Annotated in this window: 7 protein-coding genes; 2 read left to right on the forward strand and 5 right to left on the reverse strand. The window is 43.3% G+C overall.

Translation table 11 applies throughout. The annotated features are described in order from the left end of the window. Nucleotides 1-8: 8 nt before the first annotated feature. The 3 genes from ACTQ16_RS14460 to ACTQ16_RS14470 all read right to left on the reverse strand — a co-directional run bounded on the left by ACTQ16_RS14460 (nt 9) and on the right by ACTQ16_RS14470 (nt 4672). Entirely contained in the window at nt 9-1574 is a 1566-nt protein-coding gene (locus tag ACTQ16_RS14460; protein ID WP_441938033.1) for an AAA family ATPase, read from the reverse strand. A gap of 384 nt (nt 1575-1958) precedes the next feature. Continuing rightward, on the reverse strand, nt 1959-2705 hold the full coding sequence (locus ACTQ16_RS14465) for a LytR/AlgR family response regulator transcription factor (RefSeq protein ID WP_441938034.1): 747 nt from the start codon (nt 2703-2705) through the stop codon (nt 1959-1961). 14 nt (nt 2706-2719) lie between these two features. Further along, nucleotides 2720-4672, reverse strand: coding sequence for a histidine kinase (locus tag ACTQ16_RS14470; RefSeq protein ID WP_441938036.1), 1953 nt, complete (start codon nt 4670-4672; stop codon nt 2720-2722). Between the two features lie 357 nt (nt 4673-5029). On the opposite strand from ACTQ16_RS14470, the gene ACTQ16_RS14475 reads away from it, so the two are divergent. After that, nucleotides 5030-8890, forward strand: coding sequence for an AlbA family DNA-binding domain-containing protein (locus ACTQ16_RS14475; RefSeq protein ID WP_441938038.1), 3861 nt, complete (start codon nt 5030-5032; stop codon nt 8888-8890). Nucleotides 8891-9009: 119 nt separating this feature from the next. After that, a complete protein-coding gene (locus tag ACTQ16_RS14480) occupies nt 9010-12489 on the forward strand; it encodes a glycosyl hydrolase 2 galactose-binding domain-containing protein (protein ID WP_295348063.1) in 3480 nt (1159 codons plus the stop codon). A gap of 135 nt (nt 12490-12624) precedes the next feature. On the opposite strand, the gene ACTQ16_RS14485 is transcribed toward ACTQ16_RS14480, so the two are convergent. Next, nucleotides 12625-15018 carry a TonB-dependent receptor gene (locus tag ACTQ16_RS14485; RefSeq protein ID WP_441938040.1) on the reverse strand — a complete coding sequence of 798 codons (2394 nt, stop codon included), beginning with the start codon at nt 15016-15018 and terminating at the stop codon, nt 12625-12627. 235 nt (nt 15019-15253) lie between these two features. Next, complete coding sequence (locus ACTQ16_RS14490; protein WP_441938041.1) at nt 15254-16003, reverse strand: glycoside hydrolase family 25 protein; 750 nt, start codon at nt 16001-16003, stop codon at nt 15254-15256. Nucleotides 16004-17782: the final 1779 nt, after the last annotated feature.

The raw sequence follows: 17782 nt of genomic DNA on the forward strand, positions 1-17782 counted from the left end.
TCAAAAAATCATCCTTCCTTGATAATCCAATTGCTGATAGTTCGCTGGGTACTATCATAATTCACCCCCACTTTGTACAATCGCTTGCCATCGGCAGAATATGGAATGAGAAAACCCTTGTCATCTATCTGCTTCAAGGCCTCCTCGGCAGAGCCATCGTATTTCAGTTCGAACACATAGATGGCTGCAGGCAGATGGAGCACGGCATCAGCCCTGCCTATAGCACTATCCTCCTCCACCTTGATAAGAGCACCCATCAGGTTGAATATCAGATAGAAGACAGTGTGGAAATCACGCTCATTCTTGTTACTCAGACGATTCGAGATACTGGATAGATATGCCTTCAAACGAACCATTGCCTGTTCAATTTCTCCTTCATAAACCAGTTCTACGAACTCATTCACCAGTCCGTTATTATCTACGGAAACCGGCGAAAGATAATTGGGCGCAAGACTCTTCAGCATACCAATCTTCACCTCCTGGTTAGGATAACCCAACTTATAACTCTTGGTGAACGGCTTGTATTGTTTGATGGTGAGATAACCACTCTGATAAAGCAATGGCAAGACTGAGGTCATCTGTTCTGGTGACACATCGAAATCGTCCACACTCACGCTCTTCTGCTCGATATCAGTCACGTTAACATGATATTTCTGCAAACTCTTGATGAGATAGCTTGGCGTACCTGAACCAAACCAATAGGCATCAATCTTCTGACCAGACAACGCTCTTATCAGGCTGAACGGATTGAACACATCCTCAGAATGCTCGCTGAAATGATAACCGTCATAATATTGGCGCAATTCATCCAGACATTCCTCATAAGATACACCTAAGGACTCACCCAAAGCCTCTACATCAGGCTTCAGAGATGTGACAAGCTCGTCCTTACTGATGCCACAGATAGCAGAGTACTGGTCAAGCATGCTGATATTGTCGAGGTTATTCAACTCGCTGAAGATACTGAGCTGGGAGAACTTGGTAATGCCCGTAATGAAGCAGAACTCAAGATATGGGTCGAGCATTTTCAAAGGACTGTAGAAATTCTGCATGATACGACGCAACTGACTAAGATTATCCTTCTCATGCACAACATCCAGCAATGGGGCATCATATTCATCTATAATAACAACGACTTTTTCACCCGTCTGCTCGCAAGCCTTCTTTACCAGGTCTTTCAATCTGAGATTGGCATCTTCCTGATGCGACTTGTATCCCCAGATTATTTCCTTCTCTTCAAGCATATCAGCCAGATATCTTTCCAGTCGCTCTCCATCAAAGTGCTTGGCACCGCTCATATCGAAATGCAGTACAGGATGCTTCACCCAATCCTTCTCATAATCAGCAATGGCCAATCCTTCGAAAAGTTCCTTTCTCCCCTCGAAATAGGCTTGCAAAGTAGAGGCAAAAAGCGATTTTCCAAACCGCCGAGGGCGACTTAGAAAGATATACTTCATTCCTTTCTTCCTGAAATCTGCGATGTATTTCGTCTTATCCACATAGAGGTATCCTTCCTCACGAATCACGTCGAAAGTCTGTATCCCCACAGGATATTTATTCACTATTTCTGCCATAATCTTACCCACTTTACGTTTTGCGCTGCTAAATTACAAAGAAAATCTGAATATACCAAGTTTTCACTCTTTTTTTCTGCTACATTCACTATGCGATTAAAGACATGTATATAGAAGAGTTGATAAAATTCTGCCCACAGTCAGGAAAGTCAACGTGAATTATAAATAAGTTTTAACCGAGTCAACTCGTCTTACAAATAAAACTAAAAGTGGTCAACTAAAATCGTTAAACCACAGAGGGAGATAAACCTCTGCATCAGCATGACTGCTACTGTTGACGATATAATCGTAAGCTTTCTGTTGCCTGTTATATGTTGCCCTCAAAACAAACCATTGTTTTGAGGGATCGGGTGTATGTTTCAAGTATGACATAGGCTTTATGCTTTACAAACTATGAAAATGATCTATCAGCTTACGGCGATAAACGCGGCTCACCTTCACATAATCTATCGCATCAAACGGAGGATAGAAATGGCAGACATTATCTACCACCTCTATCAGATAATCCATATTGATGATGAACTTCTGATTGATCTGCACAAACTGATCGCTCAAATCGAGCAGAGCCTCGCTCTTGAGATTACGCTTCAGACGGATGGTCTTCTTGCTTCCGGCAACCACCACCTCCCAACAGCGCTGCTCATGATTGTACTGGAAGAGTCCGATATCGCGCTTGTCTATCAGCTTGAAATCCAAAGTGTTGGTATAGAACAGGAACCTAGAACTCTGCTTGCGGAGATTGTTGTTCTCGTCCGGATGAAGCACAAAGACGTCTTCATGGGTTAGACGATGCATGATGGTTGCCAACTCTGCATCTTCGATAGGCTTGAGCAACACATCAAAAGCCTTCTTGCGGAATGCAGGCAAGATATATTCATCATACGCCGTATACATCACGACACGACATTTGCCGTGGGTCTGACTGCTCATCTTCTCCAGAAAATCAAGACCGGACAGGTCGGGCAACTGTACGTCGAGGAAGAGGACATCGGGCTGGACCTGACCGACTAGAGCCAATCCATCCATGCCATTGAGGGCGATGCCCCCAATCTCCACCTCATCGAAATCACCGAGACGCTCTGCCAAATCCTGGGCAGCTTGCTTATTATCATCAACTATGACTGCTAACATAATCTGACTATTTTTTAGTATTTTATATTTATAGGTACAAAGAAGGTACACTGACATCCCAAGATTTTTCCATCAGCATCTACCTTGTTATGCATCTGGAAAATTATCTTGTTCTTATTGCGTTCGTTCACGATGGCAATGGTCTGGCGGATGATGTTGAGTCCGGTACGATGCTGAAATGCCATTCTGGTAGCATCAAACCCAGGTCCATTGTCCTCTACCGTGATACGGACACCCTCTTTCTGTCCCTTTTGTACCTGTATCGTGAGGCGTTTCTCGCCTTCCCATCCCTTCAGGCCATGCACAAAGGCATTCTCTGCCAGAATCTGCACAAACATGGACGGTATCATCACCTTGTCCAGGTCGATGGTTTCGTCTATCTGGACGTCAAACTTGAAGCCATCTTCTATCAGTTTGCTCTCTACCAGCACATATTGTCTTACGAATTCCAGCTCCTTCCTGAGAGACGTCTGCATCTGGAGCGACATGTCCAGGTTGGCCCGAATAAGCTTGGTCAATTCCAGCAATTCGTTTGCCTCCTCCTTATCAGATTTCACTATCTTGTTGTTCAGGACATTGAAGACGAAATGAGGCGAGATACGGTTGCGGGCATTATTCAGCTTCAGGTTCATGATATTGAGCTTAGCCGCCTCCTGTTTTCTGCGATAACGAACCACAAACAAGGCTGCAGAAAGAATCAGAACCAAGAGAATGCCCACAATCAGATAGATAAAACTTCTAGCCTGCTGGATCTCCACATTCTTATGTTCTATTGCTATGCGATGATGCAGCTGCAGGGTGTCCTGGGCAAAACGCTGCATGATATCAACGGAGCGCATATGGGTTCGATTGTGTGCCAGGGAATCCTGCATCAGGTCATCTGCCTTCATAATATGATAAGCCTGGCGATAGTCGCCCCTAGCCTCATAATATTCTCCCAGATACTGATGACGAATCTGGCGCAACGAGAAGTCCATCTGGTCATCCGATTTCTCTACTGCCAGTATCCGGCTCACGGCACTCCAATCTTTTTTCTTTACTGCCAGTCCGATACGGATGGTATTGCAATAGTAGATGGCACTCTCATCGGCATTCTTACGCATGTAATTCTCGGCTTCATCCAGATACTTCTCTGACAAGTCCAACTGATTGAGATTCAGATAGACATCTGCCAGATTGAGCTTGCAGAGATACATACTGAAGGTTTCATGCTTATCGTGTTTTTCCAGCAGTTTCATCAACATCAGAAATTTCTTCAGAGAAGTATGGTAATCCTTGGTATAGTAATAATAATTACCATAATTGTTCAGGAAATAAGCCTGCAGGTTGAGCGAGAGATCAGAAAAATACTTCTCGGTCTGCTGATAACATTTCACGGTTGCCTCATAGTCTTCCAGCAGCAGATAGATGCGTCCCAGTCCCATATACAGGGATGCGGTCTGCTCCTTCGGCATTTGGAGAGAATCGGCTATGAACAGCGCCTTTCGATACCAAAGAGCAGCCTGGGGCAAGTTGTTGTCGAAGACATAGGCATCTCCCAGATTGGCACAGACATCCGGCATCAACTTTGGGGAATCGCTGTACCTGAGCAGTTCGTATGCCTTATGATAGAGCGTGATGACATCTTCTCTCTTCTTATGAAAGTTATGATAATTGCCTGCCTGACAATTGTAGGCATAAGCCAGGAGACTGTTTCGGCGAGGAGATTCCGGCTGATGCTCGGCAAAGGCTACGACCGGATTGATGTACAGGGGCATGGAATCCGGCGAAGAAGAAAGCACGAAGAACTTGCCCAGTCTGGACATATATTCATAATAGGTAAGACTATCCGGAGCCTTCTTCATTCCATCATCTATTTTCTGACGGACAAACCGGGGGTTAGCCTCCATCGAATCCTCAATGGAAAGCAAGCTGTTCGTATCGTCCCCGCTTCTGTCATGCTTTTCCTGCTGGCAAGCTATCAACATCCAAGAAACCAAAAACAACCATAATATATGTTTTACTCTCACCATTTAGTATTATCCAGTGTTAGTTTTTAAACTTTTTACAATTGCAAAAATACACATAATTCTTGATTTCACCAAGTTTTTTATGAATTTATGTCGCTGATATAGAATATTTTATTTACCTTTCTTACCATCAAAAGACAACATATACCTGCTTTCATACAACATAAGCACATATCCTGGTAGATAATCCTCATTTTCGTTATCATAGACACATCTTCTATTCCTCTGAGGGAAAGAGGAAGAAAAAAACAGAAAATAAGGAGGAAAGTCAGTTTTTTATTGTATCTTTGCAGCGCATATCAAAACTATTAATTTATGAACAACTACAAGAATATAACAGCAAAGGTTTTGCGAATAGATGAAGAAGAACATAAATTCGTCATCGAAGTAGAAGATAGAATCTATAAAGTAGCACAGATTGACTTCCAGAGAAGGCAACCTATGCCAGAAACCCTCAACTGCCTGATGGTAACCACCCACCTGGGCAAGGTTTTCATTGCCCAGAACATAGAACTCCTCATGAGGCAATATTATAAAGAAGACGATGAGGTAGACTTCAAGATAAAACTGACCATAGGTGACTGCTACCATCTGGAAGATCAATACGGTTTTACGGCCATACTAAAACGAGATACCGTCATCAATGCTGCTCTTACCCCAAGAGTAAGATGCAGGATTACCAAAATCCGCCAGAAACAGATGGAAGTACAACTGGTAGATGTTTTGGGCGCCGAGAAATCAGAATTTTCACTCTCCGACAAGGATTTCTGCGATATCATCGGCAATGAAAGCTGGAATACACCGGAATTCAGAAAACTGATGCTCGGAGATACCCCATCCGACATTTTCGACCTGGAATGCCTGCGCTGGATAAACGGTATTTCCAGCAGTCTGAATCAAGACGAACTACAAGAACAACTACAGAACATCCATGCCCGTTGCCTGGAAGCCCTTGAAAGCGAGAGCCTTCTGCCACGCTGCAAGGAAGCCGAGCGCATCCTGCTGGAACAACGATTCACGGATATCATCGAACTGATATCCTATTATATCCAAGCCATCGAAATCTTGAGAAGCGGAACGGCAGAGGATACCATCAGCCATATACTTTCTACCCTCTCTACTTGCGCCTACATCTATCATCCACGCAAGCAGTTCTGCATCATGCAATGTATCTTCATGCTCGACTTCTCGATGATGGAAAAGCATATCGATACCATCCTTGCTACCCTTCGCAGCCAGGAAGTATACCTATGGAACAGAAAGCCATTCCAGATGCAATGGCTCAAACTGCTGCAGGGATACGTAGACAATATCTATAATCAGACCGACAGACTCTCCAGCGACCTAACCACTAAGGAGACGATGATACAGGTACTCATCATTGAACTGATACTGGGCAGAAATGCCACCCACAAGATTTACGATACTTCACTGAATCAGGCCATTCTCTACCGACTGGTTTCACTGATGAACGTGAGTGATCCAAACAAGACCCTACAGAGAGCTTTTCTCTCACTCTTTACCCAGGCAGAGTTTGATGCTGCCCTGCCTTTCAACAGTGATGATGCCTTCGTACTGTCCAATATGCTCTGCTCGCAGAACAACGATACCGTAGAAAGTTTTGAACCCGCCAAATATGAGAGTGACATGGCTTTGCTTTCTGTCAACGAGCAGGCCATCACCATCCAGCCAAAAGACCTTGACAGGGATAATCTCTACATGCCGCTTTCTGCCCGAATGGGACTCTGGCATGGTCTTTCCATCCGTCTTGACGAAAAGCCACCGGTAAAACTGAGAGGCAAGGTGGGTACTACCATCGAACACTTTAAGGAACTCTGGGAGTATATCAACCACTCTCTCTTCTCCAAAAAACGCAAGACATCCAAGAAACAGAACAGAAAACTCTATATCGACGATGAAACCGTAATCATCGTTACCAAACAGCTGCCCGCACAATACGTCTTCGAATGTAAGGTGGTAGAAGATGGTTGCGAGGGAGAAGGTACACTCGATGTATTGAACGATGTGGTATCTTTCTACCCTGGAGAAATCAATATCCAATCCTTTGAATATCAGGGAATGCCACTCATGCTGCGTGCCTATGTAAAGGACATAAAGAGTGACGGAAGCTATGTCTTTGCCATGCACGACATGATAACGGAATATGAAGACGACGTGAGAGTAAACGACCTTTTCTACAACTCCCGTCTCACCTGTCTGCTGTCTAACCAGGTGCCGGGCGTGCCTCGCATTCCGGCTGTCAGCAGCGAAGGTTTCTCTGTCTCCGTGGCTCCAGCTCCCGGCATGGAACTCAGCGACCTGAAGAAGGGCATGATAGTAGAGGTGGATAACATCACGGAAGGAAGCAACGGTTACCTCTATGCCACCTTCCTGCGGGAATCTCCTGAAAGCAGATTCGGAATTACCGAAGCCTTCCACCAGCTTATGCGCGGCTATGCCAACAACGAGGTATACAACCCTAAGGAAGAAAAAGATGAACTGGAAAATGCCGTCAGCATGAATCCGGTATACGTAGCCGAACTGATGGGAATCATCGATGCCAAGGCAACACTGGAAGAGGACAACATCAAGGCTTACAACTATCTCAACTTCTGCCGTTTACTAGCCATCATGCTGGACAGCAAGGAGCGCGTCAGCTATTACGACAGTCGTCTTACCCTACTGGAACTCCTCAACGACTTTGCTGCACTGGACAAGGTGGATACAAAGAAAATCAATCTTATCGCAGAGACAGAACCGGAACTCTTTGAACGCAATGCCATCCTGCGCCATGACTTCATGCAGCTGCGCATCATCGGCTGCCTGGACAGTGAGGAACATTACGAGGAACTCTATCGCTGGAGCAGCCTGACGGAAGATCCACATCTTCAGCAGCTGGCATCGCTCGTACTCTCCCACAACTTCGTGAAGAAATCGGGACTGCTCACCCAGGCGGTTGATATTCTTGACAAAATCCGTGCGCTGCTGAAGCTGCAGAAGTCTTCTTCCAACAAGAAGAACTATGGCAAGGAAGACTTCCATACCGAATTCAAGACCTCTATCATCTACCCGGAAAATTCCATGCGAGCAGATGTCGAGGCACAGACCATCAAGATCATGCAGGAGATTTGTGCCTTCCTCAATGCCGAAGGCGGTCATCTGTATCTTGGCGTATCAGATATCGGTTACGAAATGGGTCTGGAAGAAGACCTGAAGAATACGCTCTTCAAGGGTTCAAGAGACAAATATGAAACATACGTCAACAACAAAATGGTTTACTATCTCGGACAGGAGGGGGCCCACTATGTGCATACCCACTTTGATGAGGAAGTAAGCAACGCCGTGCTCATCATCGACATCGAACCATGCCCTACCCCAATTTCTGTGGGCTACGAATATTTTGAGCGTATGGGAACTTCAGCACGCAAGGTAAACGAGAACTATAGAGATAAGTTCCTCGCCATCAGAAAGCAATGGGCTGAAGAACATATTCCGCATCTGGCTGTTGCCTCTGCACCGGCTTCAACAGCCGAACCAACTCCACATGAAAAGGAGACAAAGAACAGCAGCCGACTCGTGGAATCGGCTCCTATCACCGACCATATCCAGACCTCGCGTTTCCGAAACAATGTGCTCCACGACTATGAGGAAGGTTATCGTCCGGTCACAGCTGTTATCTGCCTGATGGATACCGATGAATATAAAGTTCTGGATGACGATGACTGGCAAGACTATCGACTGAAGCTCGCCGTTCACGAAGACGAAGAAGAGGGATGGCTCATCCTGGTATACGAGAGCGGCAGGGTATGCAAGGTTTCCATGGCCGAACTGCTGCAGCGGGAACGTGGCAGAGAGTTTAAGCGTTATGCTGGCGAAAAACTCATCTTTGCTTCCATTGCTACAGAAGCCGATGCGGTATGTGTAGGTTTCATCGACGGCAAGTCAAACCGCTATGTAAGATTTGACGACTTGTCAAAGTTCGAACACTCCAAGATGCAAGCTGAGGGTACCCTCCCTATGGATGTACCAAACTCCGGTGTTCACTACGTAGAAGTACTCAACAAGGATCTGGTTCCTATAAACAGAAACATAGGCAGAAAGACCATTGGCTGCATTCTCAAGACTGCTGAAGGCAGGAGATGTATGGAAGTTTTACCCGACTGCAAGATGAAATAAAACATAAAAGTGCAATAAAAAATCAGCAGATATGCATTTTTTTTGTAACTTTGCAGAATAAAGCTAAAAATGTAGTAAATAATTATATTAATAACCTAATGAAAAAAGCAGTTGTGTTAATGGCCTTACTTAGCCAATCCTTAAGCATGATGTATGCTGATGATCAAGCCGGGACAAGGGGTATCGGACAATATCCTGGACGCCCTTCTCAATTTACGGCTCCAAGAATGGTGAAGGACAACACCTATCGGAACATAGCATTGAACCGAATGGTATATACTTCATCCAATGCAGATTTCAACCTTACGGGACATCTCGTAACGGACGGTATCATCACCAGTAAAGCTCCTTCGTTCCTCAGTGTGAAAACCAATGAGGGCGAACTGTCCAACCGTGACAAGGAGAAAATGATTGACGGCAATACGGTTACGAGCCAATATATCAAAGGTGAAAATGCATTTGTAGAGTTTAACTGGGAAGCCATGACGGTGAATCTCAAGAAATTGGAATTTACCGGTGAACTGGCTTTCTATAAGGATAAGGCTTCGCAAGGCTATACCATCCGGGTGATGGGCTCACACAATGGAAAGAAATGGGAAGTCCTGGGAGAAGAAAAGGGTTCTGACCTTCCTGGTGTTGCTACCAAGCAGCAGGTTAGTTCCGACCCTAATAAGTTCCAGGACGTAGTGAAACTCCCACTTAGAAAATTAAATGTTTCCATCCCGCTGAAGAAACCTGGCAACTACGAACATGTACGCATCGAGTTGATTATGCCGGGTGCTGCCTGGTGGCGTATCAAACTCATCGACAACACCACTTCATGGCGTCCGTCCATGCACTTCTCCAGCGTCTGGAAGTCGGGCTTGGCAAATAAAACAGATGCCAAGGCTCAGTGGCTCTATGTAGATTTGGGCACAGAGGCAGACTTCGACCAGGTGAATCTCTTCTGGGTGAACAAGGCTCGCCAGGGCAAGATTCAGGTATCCAATGATGCCAGGAACTGGAGCGATATTGCAACCCTGGGACAGCAAAAAAAGAAAGGGTTGATAGAAAAGGTGGCTTGCAAAGGTCATGGCAGATATGTTAGACTGCAGCTTACCGAACCGGATGCATCCGGACACTATGCCTTATCTGAAATGCAGGTAATGGGTAAGGGTGGCCTGCGTGCAGAAACTGCCAATACGCTGGCTTCAAAGAATGGCAAGCAGATGCTCAATCAGTGGCAGTTGCGCCGAGAAGGAAGTGATGCCTGGATTCAGGCTACGGTGCCTGGTACTGTACTCACCAGCTATATGAATATCGGGGCAGTGCCTGATAACCGCTTCGATGACAACATGCGTCAGATTTCTGAATCGTTCTTCAACTCTGATTTCTGGTATCGTACCACCATCGAACATAAGCCGTCTGCCAACAAGCAGCAGCATACCTATCTCAACTTCGATGGTATCAACTGGAAGGCTGATATATTACTGAACGGCGAAAAGATAGGTAGAATTGATGGTGCCTTTATCCGCTCTCGTATCGACGTAACCAACTTGTTGAAACCAGGTTCCAATAAGTTGGAGGTACATGTCATCAAAAATGCTCACTTTGGCGTTGTGAAGCAGAAAAATCTCCAGAACACTGACCTGAATGGTGGAGAGCTGGGTGCTGACAACCCTACCTTCCACGCTTCTATCGGCTGGGACTGGATAACCAATACACCAGGTCGTGAAATCGGTATATGGAATGATGTCTATCTTACCCATGACAATGGCGTAAGTGTTTCGGATCCTGTGGTTACATCAACCCTGAACTTGCCTGACACCCTGGCATCAATGACCCCATCTGTCTTCCTGCAGAATGCAGATGCCGTGGCTAAGACCGTGAAACTGGCTGGTTATATCGGCAAGATCAAGTTTGAGCAGGAAGTTAGTCTGCAGCCAAACGAGAAGCGTGAGATTTCCTTCGCTCCTACCGACTATCCACAGCTCAAGAATCAGCGCATGAATCTCTGGTGGCCTAACGGTTATGGTTCACCTTATTTATATGATGCCGGTTTCAAGGTATCAGACAAGGCTTCCGGCGAAATGATTTCTGAGGTAACCTATAAGGCAGGTATCCGACAGATGAGCTATGCTGACCTGGAGACACAGACCAAGATCTACATCAATGGCAAGCGACTGAACCCACTGGGCGGTAACTGGGGATTCTCGGAAACCAACCTCAACTATCGTGGACGTGAATATGATGCAGCAGTACGTTATCATAAGGAGATGAACTACAACATGATTCGCGACTGGGTAGGTCAGATTGGCGATGAGGAACTTTATGAAGCATGCGACAAGTATGGTATCATGGTATGGCAGGACTTCTGGCTGGCTAACCCATGGGACGGACCAGATCCTGATGACAACAAGATGTTCCTGGAAAACTCAGCTGATTACATCTCCCGTATCCGCAACCATGCCAGCATCGGAATCTACTGCGGAAGAAACGAGGGATTCCCTCCGGCAGCAATTGACAAGGTATTGAGAGAACAGGTGAAGGATATCCATCCACAGTTGGGATATATTCCTAGCTCAGCCGACCTGGGTGTGAGTGGACATGGTCCTTATCAGATGAAGTCGCCTTCATTCTACTTCGCTAACCAGAGTCATAAATTGCATTCAGAACGAGGTATGCCGAATGTTCCTACCTTCGAATCGTTGAGCAGAATGATGGAACCGGAACATCTGTGGCCACAAAGCGATGCATGGGGACAACATGATTATACATTGAAGGGGGCTCAGGGAGGTGAATCTTTCAACAACATCATGGAAAAGCGTTATGGCAAACCTCAGAGTGCAGAGCAGTTTACCAAGTGGGCACAGTGGCTCAACTATGATGGCTACCGTGCGATGTACGAGTCTTCCCAGCAAGACCGTCTCGGTTTGCTCATCTGGATGAGTCATGCCTGCTGGCCAAGCATGGTATGGTGTACCTATGATTACTACTTTGAGCCAACAGCCGCTTACTTTGGTGTGAAGAAGGCTTGCGAACCATTACATATCCAGTATAACCCAGTGAAGAAGGTTGCCGAGGTGGTTAACTTCGCTGGTGGTGCCAAGAATGGTCTGGTTGCCAAGGCTCAGATCTTTGATATGTACGGAAAGCTGCTCAAGGAAGAAAGCAAGGAAGTGAACGTGGGTGAAGATCAGACCGTAGATGCCGTTAGCGTTAGCGAACCGGATGAGGAAGTTTACTACATCAAATTGAGCCTGGAGCAGAACAGCCAGATGATTTCAGACAACTTCTATGTACAAGGCAAGGAAGAAGACAACCTTCAGGCACTCTCCAAACTCCCTAAGGCAACCGTTGCCATCAGCGGCAAGCGCTTCGTTCAGCAGGGTGAAGAGTGGATTGGAGAAGTAGAGATCCGCAATACTGGCAATGTTCCTGCCCTCCTGATTCGCTTGAACCTGAAAGGTGGCGATGGTGAGCAGATACTGCCTGTCATCTACAGCGACAACTACTTCTGTCTGATGCCGGATGAGTGCAAGATAATCAAGGTATCTTATCGCGATGAGGACGGAAGAGGTCAGGCACCATACGTAGAAATAACCGGTTTCAATAAATAATCATTGAAATCCATTGAATCATAAACAAGACGCTCTGCAAGAGCAAAAGCATGATTATTCTGATGCTTTTGTCTTGCAGAGCGTCTTTTCTTCTACTGCAAAAATAGTTTCTTAGTGAGTTGAGACAATTATCATCTAAAATAGAAAACTCAAATCTACACCACATTGAAATGGATTGCCACGCTGCGCAAAATATTCGCGCTTTCCGGTTGCGGCATTGTCTACAGCAAAGGTATTGTAATTGGTGTCTGTGAGGTTCTTGCCCCATAAGTTCAATTGCAGGATGCCGAAATCGAAGGCAACATGAGCACCCAATACGGCATAAACATCCTGACTATAGGTATTGGCATTATCCCAATAGGTTTTGCCCTGCATGTTTACGTTTGCTCCGAAAACCATGTTACGCAAGAAACTGGAGTTGAAGTTAACACGATAGTCTGCCATGGCACAAAGGGTATGCATCGGAACGTATGGCACACGCTTGTCTTTATAACTAACCGCATTCTCACCTTCACCGTCAGTATATTCATCGAAGACAGCATGAGTATAGCCATAATTCAACATCCAGTCGAGCTGACCATTGGCAAGTTGGCCTCGCAAAGCTGCCTCAATGCCACAGCTATGACTCCTGCCGGCATTCACCATCATTCTACCAAATCCATAGTTGCCTGCCATCACTGAGAGTTGCTGATTTCTTACCTTCATATAGAAGGCACTCAGGTCGAGATGAAGAGCATGATTGAAGAGATTGAGATGAGAACCTACTTCATAATTCCATGAAACCTCTGGCTTGTATGATATCGTCTGGTTCACCTTCTCATAATCCTCGGCAGTATGAGGGACATCGTAATCACCACGCAATGCCTGCTGACGATTGGCATTCAATTCCGTCTGAAGGATATCGCTGAACATCTGAATATTATAGCCACCGGCACGATAACCCTTACTGATATTGGCATAGATATTACTCTGCTGATCATCAATACGATAAGTAATACCAATCTTTGGAAGGAACTGGCTGTAATCATCATTCGTCTTTTCATCCAGAGCACTTCTAAGCGTATAGGTAGCCTTCTGCCCCATCATATTTGCTGTCATTGCCATATAGGCAGACGACTGATAATGAATGCCCGTATGCAAATAATCATATCGCAAGCCCAGTGTTGCCACCAGACGGGAAGTAATATCAAAATTACTCTCATGATAGAAACCGAGATTGGTCTGCGGAGTATGATAAAGTCCAGGAGCACCCATGCTGACACCCATGCTGATGCCTCCAGCCTTCTCAATGGCAGCACTGGCAGCAGCCTTGGCTGCCACTTCCGGCATTCCCTGCGCCATCATTTTCTTAACCATCGAAGCATGAATGGCAGTATACATCTGCTGCTGGATTGCATTGCCAATCGGAGCTGTCATCGCATCATCGAAAAAGACCGGACCGTTGGTCTTCAACCATTGCTTGGAGAAAAAGCCACCTACTGTCCAATGCCAGAAGTCTCCCACTGCCTTGTTGCTCTTCAAGGAGAGTTCCTGGGTAAAGGAATTCTGCAATTGTTCCTGTAGGATATGCATGTAGTCGGCAGAAAGATAATCCTGATCCATCAACATACGGTCCTTGACATACTGATAGCTGGAAACGGAAGTAAAATAATATCTCTTTCCGGTATATCCCAGTTTCAAACCTGTTATCAGGTTATTTCTCAGATACGTTCCTGGGAAAGTAGAAGCAGGAAGGTCTGCCTTCCCCGTCTCTAAATCAAGCTTTCCATAAGGAAATCCATTCTGGTCAACATACTGATAATTAGCAAGAATATCCATCTTCCAACCCGAATCAAAACGGGTCTTGAGAAGCATCTTGCCTCCCGCTTCGTTATATTGATCCGAACGGTCGCCTGTATTGGTATTTCGGAAGAAACCCTTCTGACCCTCATAGAAACCTGCCAGAGAAAGAGCTACATGCTGATTGAACTTCTGATAATGAGCTGCTTCTACATTACGAAAATACTTACTACCATAGCTAAGTCTGATATCTGTACCTTGATAATCGAAGGGATTACGGGAATACATCTTGACCAATCCACCCTCGGTATTCTGACCATAAAGCGTGCCTTGTGGACCACGAAGCACATCTACCCTACTCAACTGGTAATTGTGGAGATTAAAAGCCGACTTACTCATCACCGGAATACCATCGAGATAAAGACCAATAGCAGGACTATTGACACGGCTTCCTATTCCTCTGACATAAACAGAGGAAGAAAGACGGCTACCATAATTTGGCATTACAAAATTAGGAACAAACCGGGAAAGATCACGTAAATCGGATACTCCCATCTTTTTCATCAAAGAGCTACTCAGCGATGTACTGCTGAGTGCCTGCTGTCGGAGACGCAACACCTCCTTTGGCTGTGATACGACCACTACTTCGTCAATATCGAACACCTTGCTGCTGTCCGATAATGCCGTATCAGCTGAAATCGGTAAAGCAATGCCTAAACCAGCCATTGCCATCATCATTTTATAATTCATTTTCTCTTATATTTTTCCGCATGATTCAAATTCGGGTGCAAAGGTACGAAGAATATCGGAAATGAGAAATCCTTATTTATTAGGAACTGGCCAGCACAGAAAAAATGTGAGCCCCTTCTGCTACATAGCATAAATAGTGAGAGCTCCCATCTCCTCTCTCTCAACTTCCTGTTTACATAGAAACATGTTTTCATGTTGTTATCCGTAATAGTAATCGTAATCTTCTTGTTGAAGTTTATTTAAGTCTGATATCATTTATACTTCTATTTTTAGAAAATCTATTCAGGTCCACCCAATTCCAAATACCCGGTACTCTTCCATGGCGACTAAATTGCCAGATGTCGTAATGAGGTTTGCCAGGTAGTACAGGCTCATGATTATAGCTGGCTATCCAAAGATAATAATTATCGAATTCTGGACTCAGATAATCCTTGAAGTAACTCTCGCTACAATATATAATAGGTGTATGTCCATAATAAACCTTGCAAAGTTTGCAGAAAGTTTTTAATAACAGTTGAATCTCTATTTTACTCATTCCCTTTGTACCATCATCCTCTGCATCTATTACGGGGAGCAAGTCTTGCTTATCTTTATCATATACGGAACGGAAATTTTCAAACTGTAAGGCTGCAGGAGCCTTGGAAAGGAAATGATAAGATCCTGCAGGAATGCCACTTTCTCTGGCATTCTTGATATTCGATTCGTACCACGGATCTTGAATGTTTGTTCCTTCTGAAGATTTTATATAGATAAATTGCAAGCGCTTGATTTTACCCAATTCATCCCAATGAATTCTGCCCTGATGACGCGAGATGTCAATTCCATCATAGCTGCCAGAATATTCACCAGTGGTAAGATCGTGGGTAGGCCATTGCTTATCAGATGCTCTCCTTATGAAATAAGATGAAATCATCCGATATGCTTCAAATCCGATAATAAAAGTAAGGACAAGACCGAAGGCTATATAGCATAATAGCTTGCCCATATTATTGTTTTTTCTTTTTCTTCTAACCATGAATTTTACATAATATGTTGCTTCAAGTAACAAAGGTAATGAAAATAAGAGAAATACCAAAAGAAAATACCATAAAACTAATTTCTATTTTATTAAAAGAGCATGATATGATATCTTTTCTTGCTAAATCAGAAGGATACGCCAGGAGCTAATGACTTATATTTAATGTAAACATTTAAACATGTTTGCATGTAAGCATGTCTGTACATCAATATTTATAGCTAAAACTAACTCATCATAGAAGATATAGGAAAGAATGATATTAATGGATATAACACTATTGAAATGAATATCTACAGAACTGTTTACTAAAAACTACGAAACCATTTACTTATATCTACGAAACTGTTTACCAAAATCTACGAAATCATTTACCAATAACTACGAAACCATTGACCTTATCACGGCTAACCTGTTAAGTATCAAATATTTACAAAAGTCATAAGATTATAAAAACATAATTGAAACTTATAAATAAAGAAGAAAATTAAGAAACAGACATAATGCCTTGTAAATCAGTTCTTTACGAAAACAATGTAAACGGTTTCGTAGATTTCGGTTAATCAACTTAAACGAATTAATATCTACGAAACCATTTACCTCAAATTAGTTAACACGTTGAAAATTAGCTAAATACAAACTTAACAAAACTTTTCATGCATGATATTCAACACTATAGTTTATTTAAAAACTACTTTACTATTATATATATAAACATCTGTATATCAACTCATTACATAGTTATAAGTAAATACTTTCGTAGATGAATTTAAGGTTGAGATTCAGGTAACCAAAATACTTCTCAGAATAATTTCCATATTCAAAAGACTTCTACACAGCTCTGATAATAATAGAAAAGCTATCCAAAATCAGTAATATCTACGGAACTGTTTACAAAAAACTACGAAACTGTTTACTTATATCTACGAAACCGTTTACCAACAACTACGAAACTGTTTACATACATCTACGAAACCGTTTACTTGTAATCTACTAATTCACTGGTTTTCATTACATTACAGAATCCCTAATTAAATAATCTAAGTAAATTCTAATTATAAAAATAATTTTTGTTTTAAAAGAATATACCTAAAGTACTGAATATTAAACACTTATAATATTTTCGGTAAATGATTTCGTAGATTATGATAGTTTAAAAAGATTTGGTTAACTATGTTTTGTGCTTTTCGATAATAAAATGTAGGCGATATCTTTTATATCTACGAAACCATTTACGCTAAATTTGTAACTATCATAATACCAAGGAGTTACATATTACTCGTTGATATACTATTTCATAGTTATCGTGATTTTAATTATAAAATTATAATAATGATAATTGCCTTAATATCAGTAAGATAAGCAATGTTAGGTAAATAGTTTCGTAGATATAAGTAGTTAAAAAGCTACTACATCTACGATACTATTTACCTGGATGAATGTAACACATTGATAAACAGCAAGATATATAATATAAATATTTGTCTTTTGATGTCTTACGTTTCTAAAGTTTATATTTTAATTTTCTTAACGTGCTAATAATTAGTAAGTTATATATAATTAGGTAAATGGTTTCGTAGATATAAAAAGAATCGCAGACATGGTATTTAATGTCTGCGACTCTTGGTTGTATGCTCAGCATGAGCTTATTCTAATGGGTGCAAGTCCCTAACAAGCCCTAATAGCGGGAATTGTATAGCCAATCGCAAGGGTGTCCACTGCGAGGTGGAATCTGAAAGAAGCTGGCGG

Origin of the sequence: Prevotella sp. LCP21S3_D2, assembly GCF_052118345.1 — a bacterium.
Taxonomy (GTDB): Bacteria; Bacteroidota; Bacteroidia; order Bacteroidales; family Bacteroidaceae; genus Prevotella.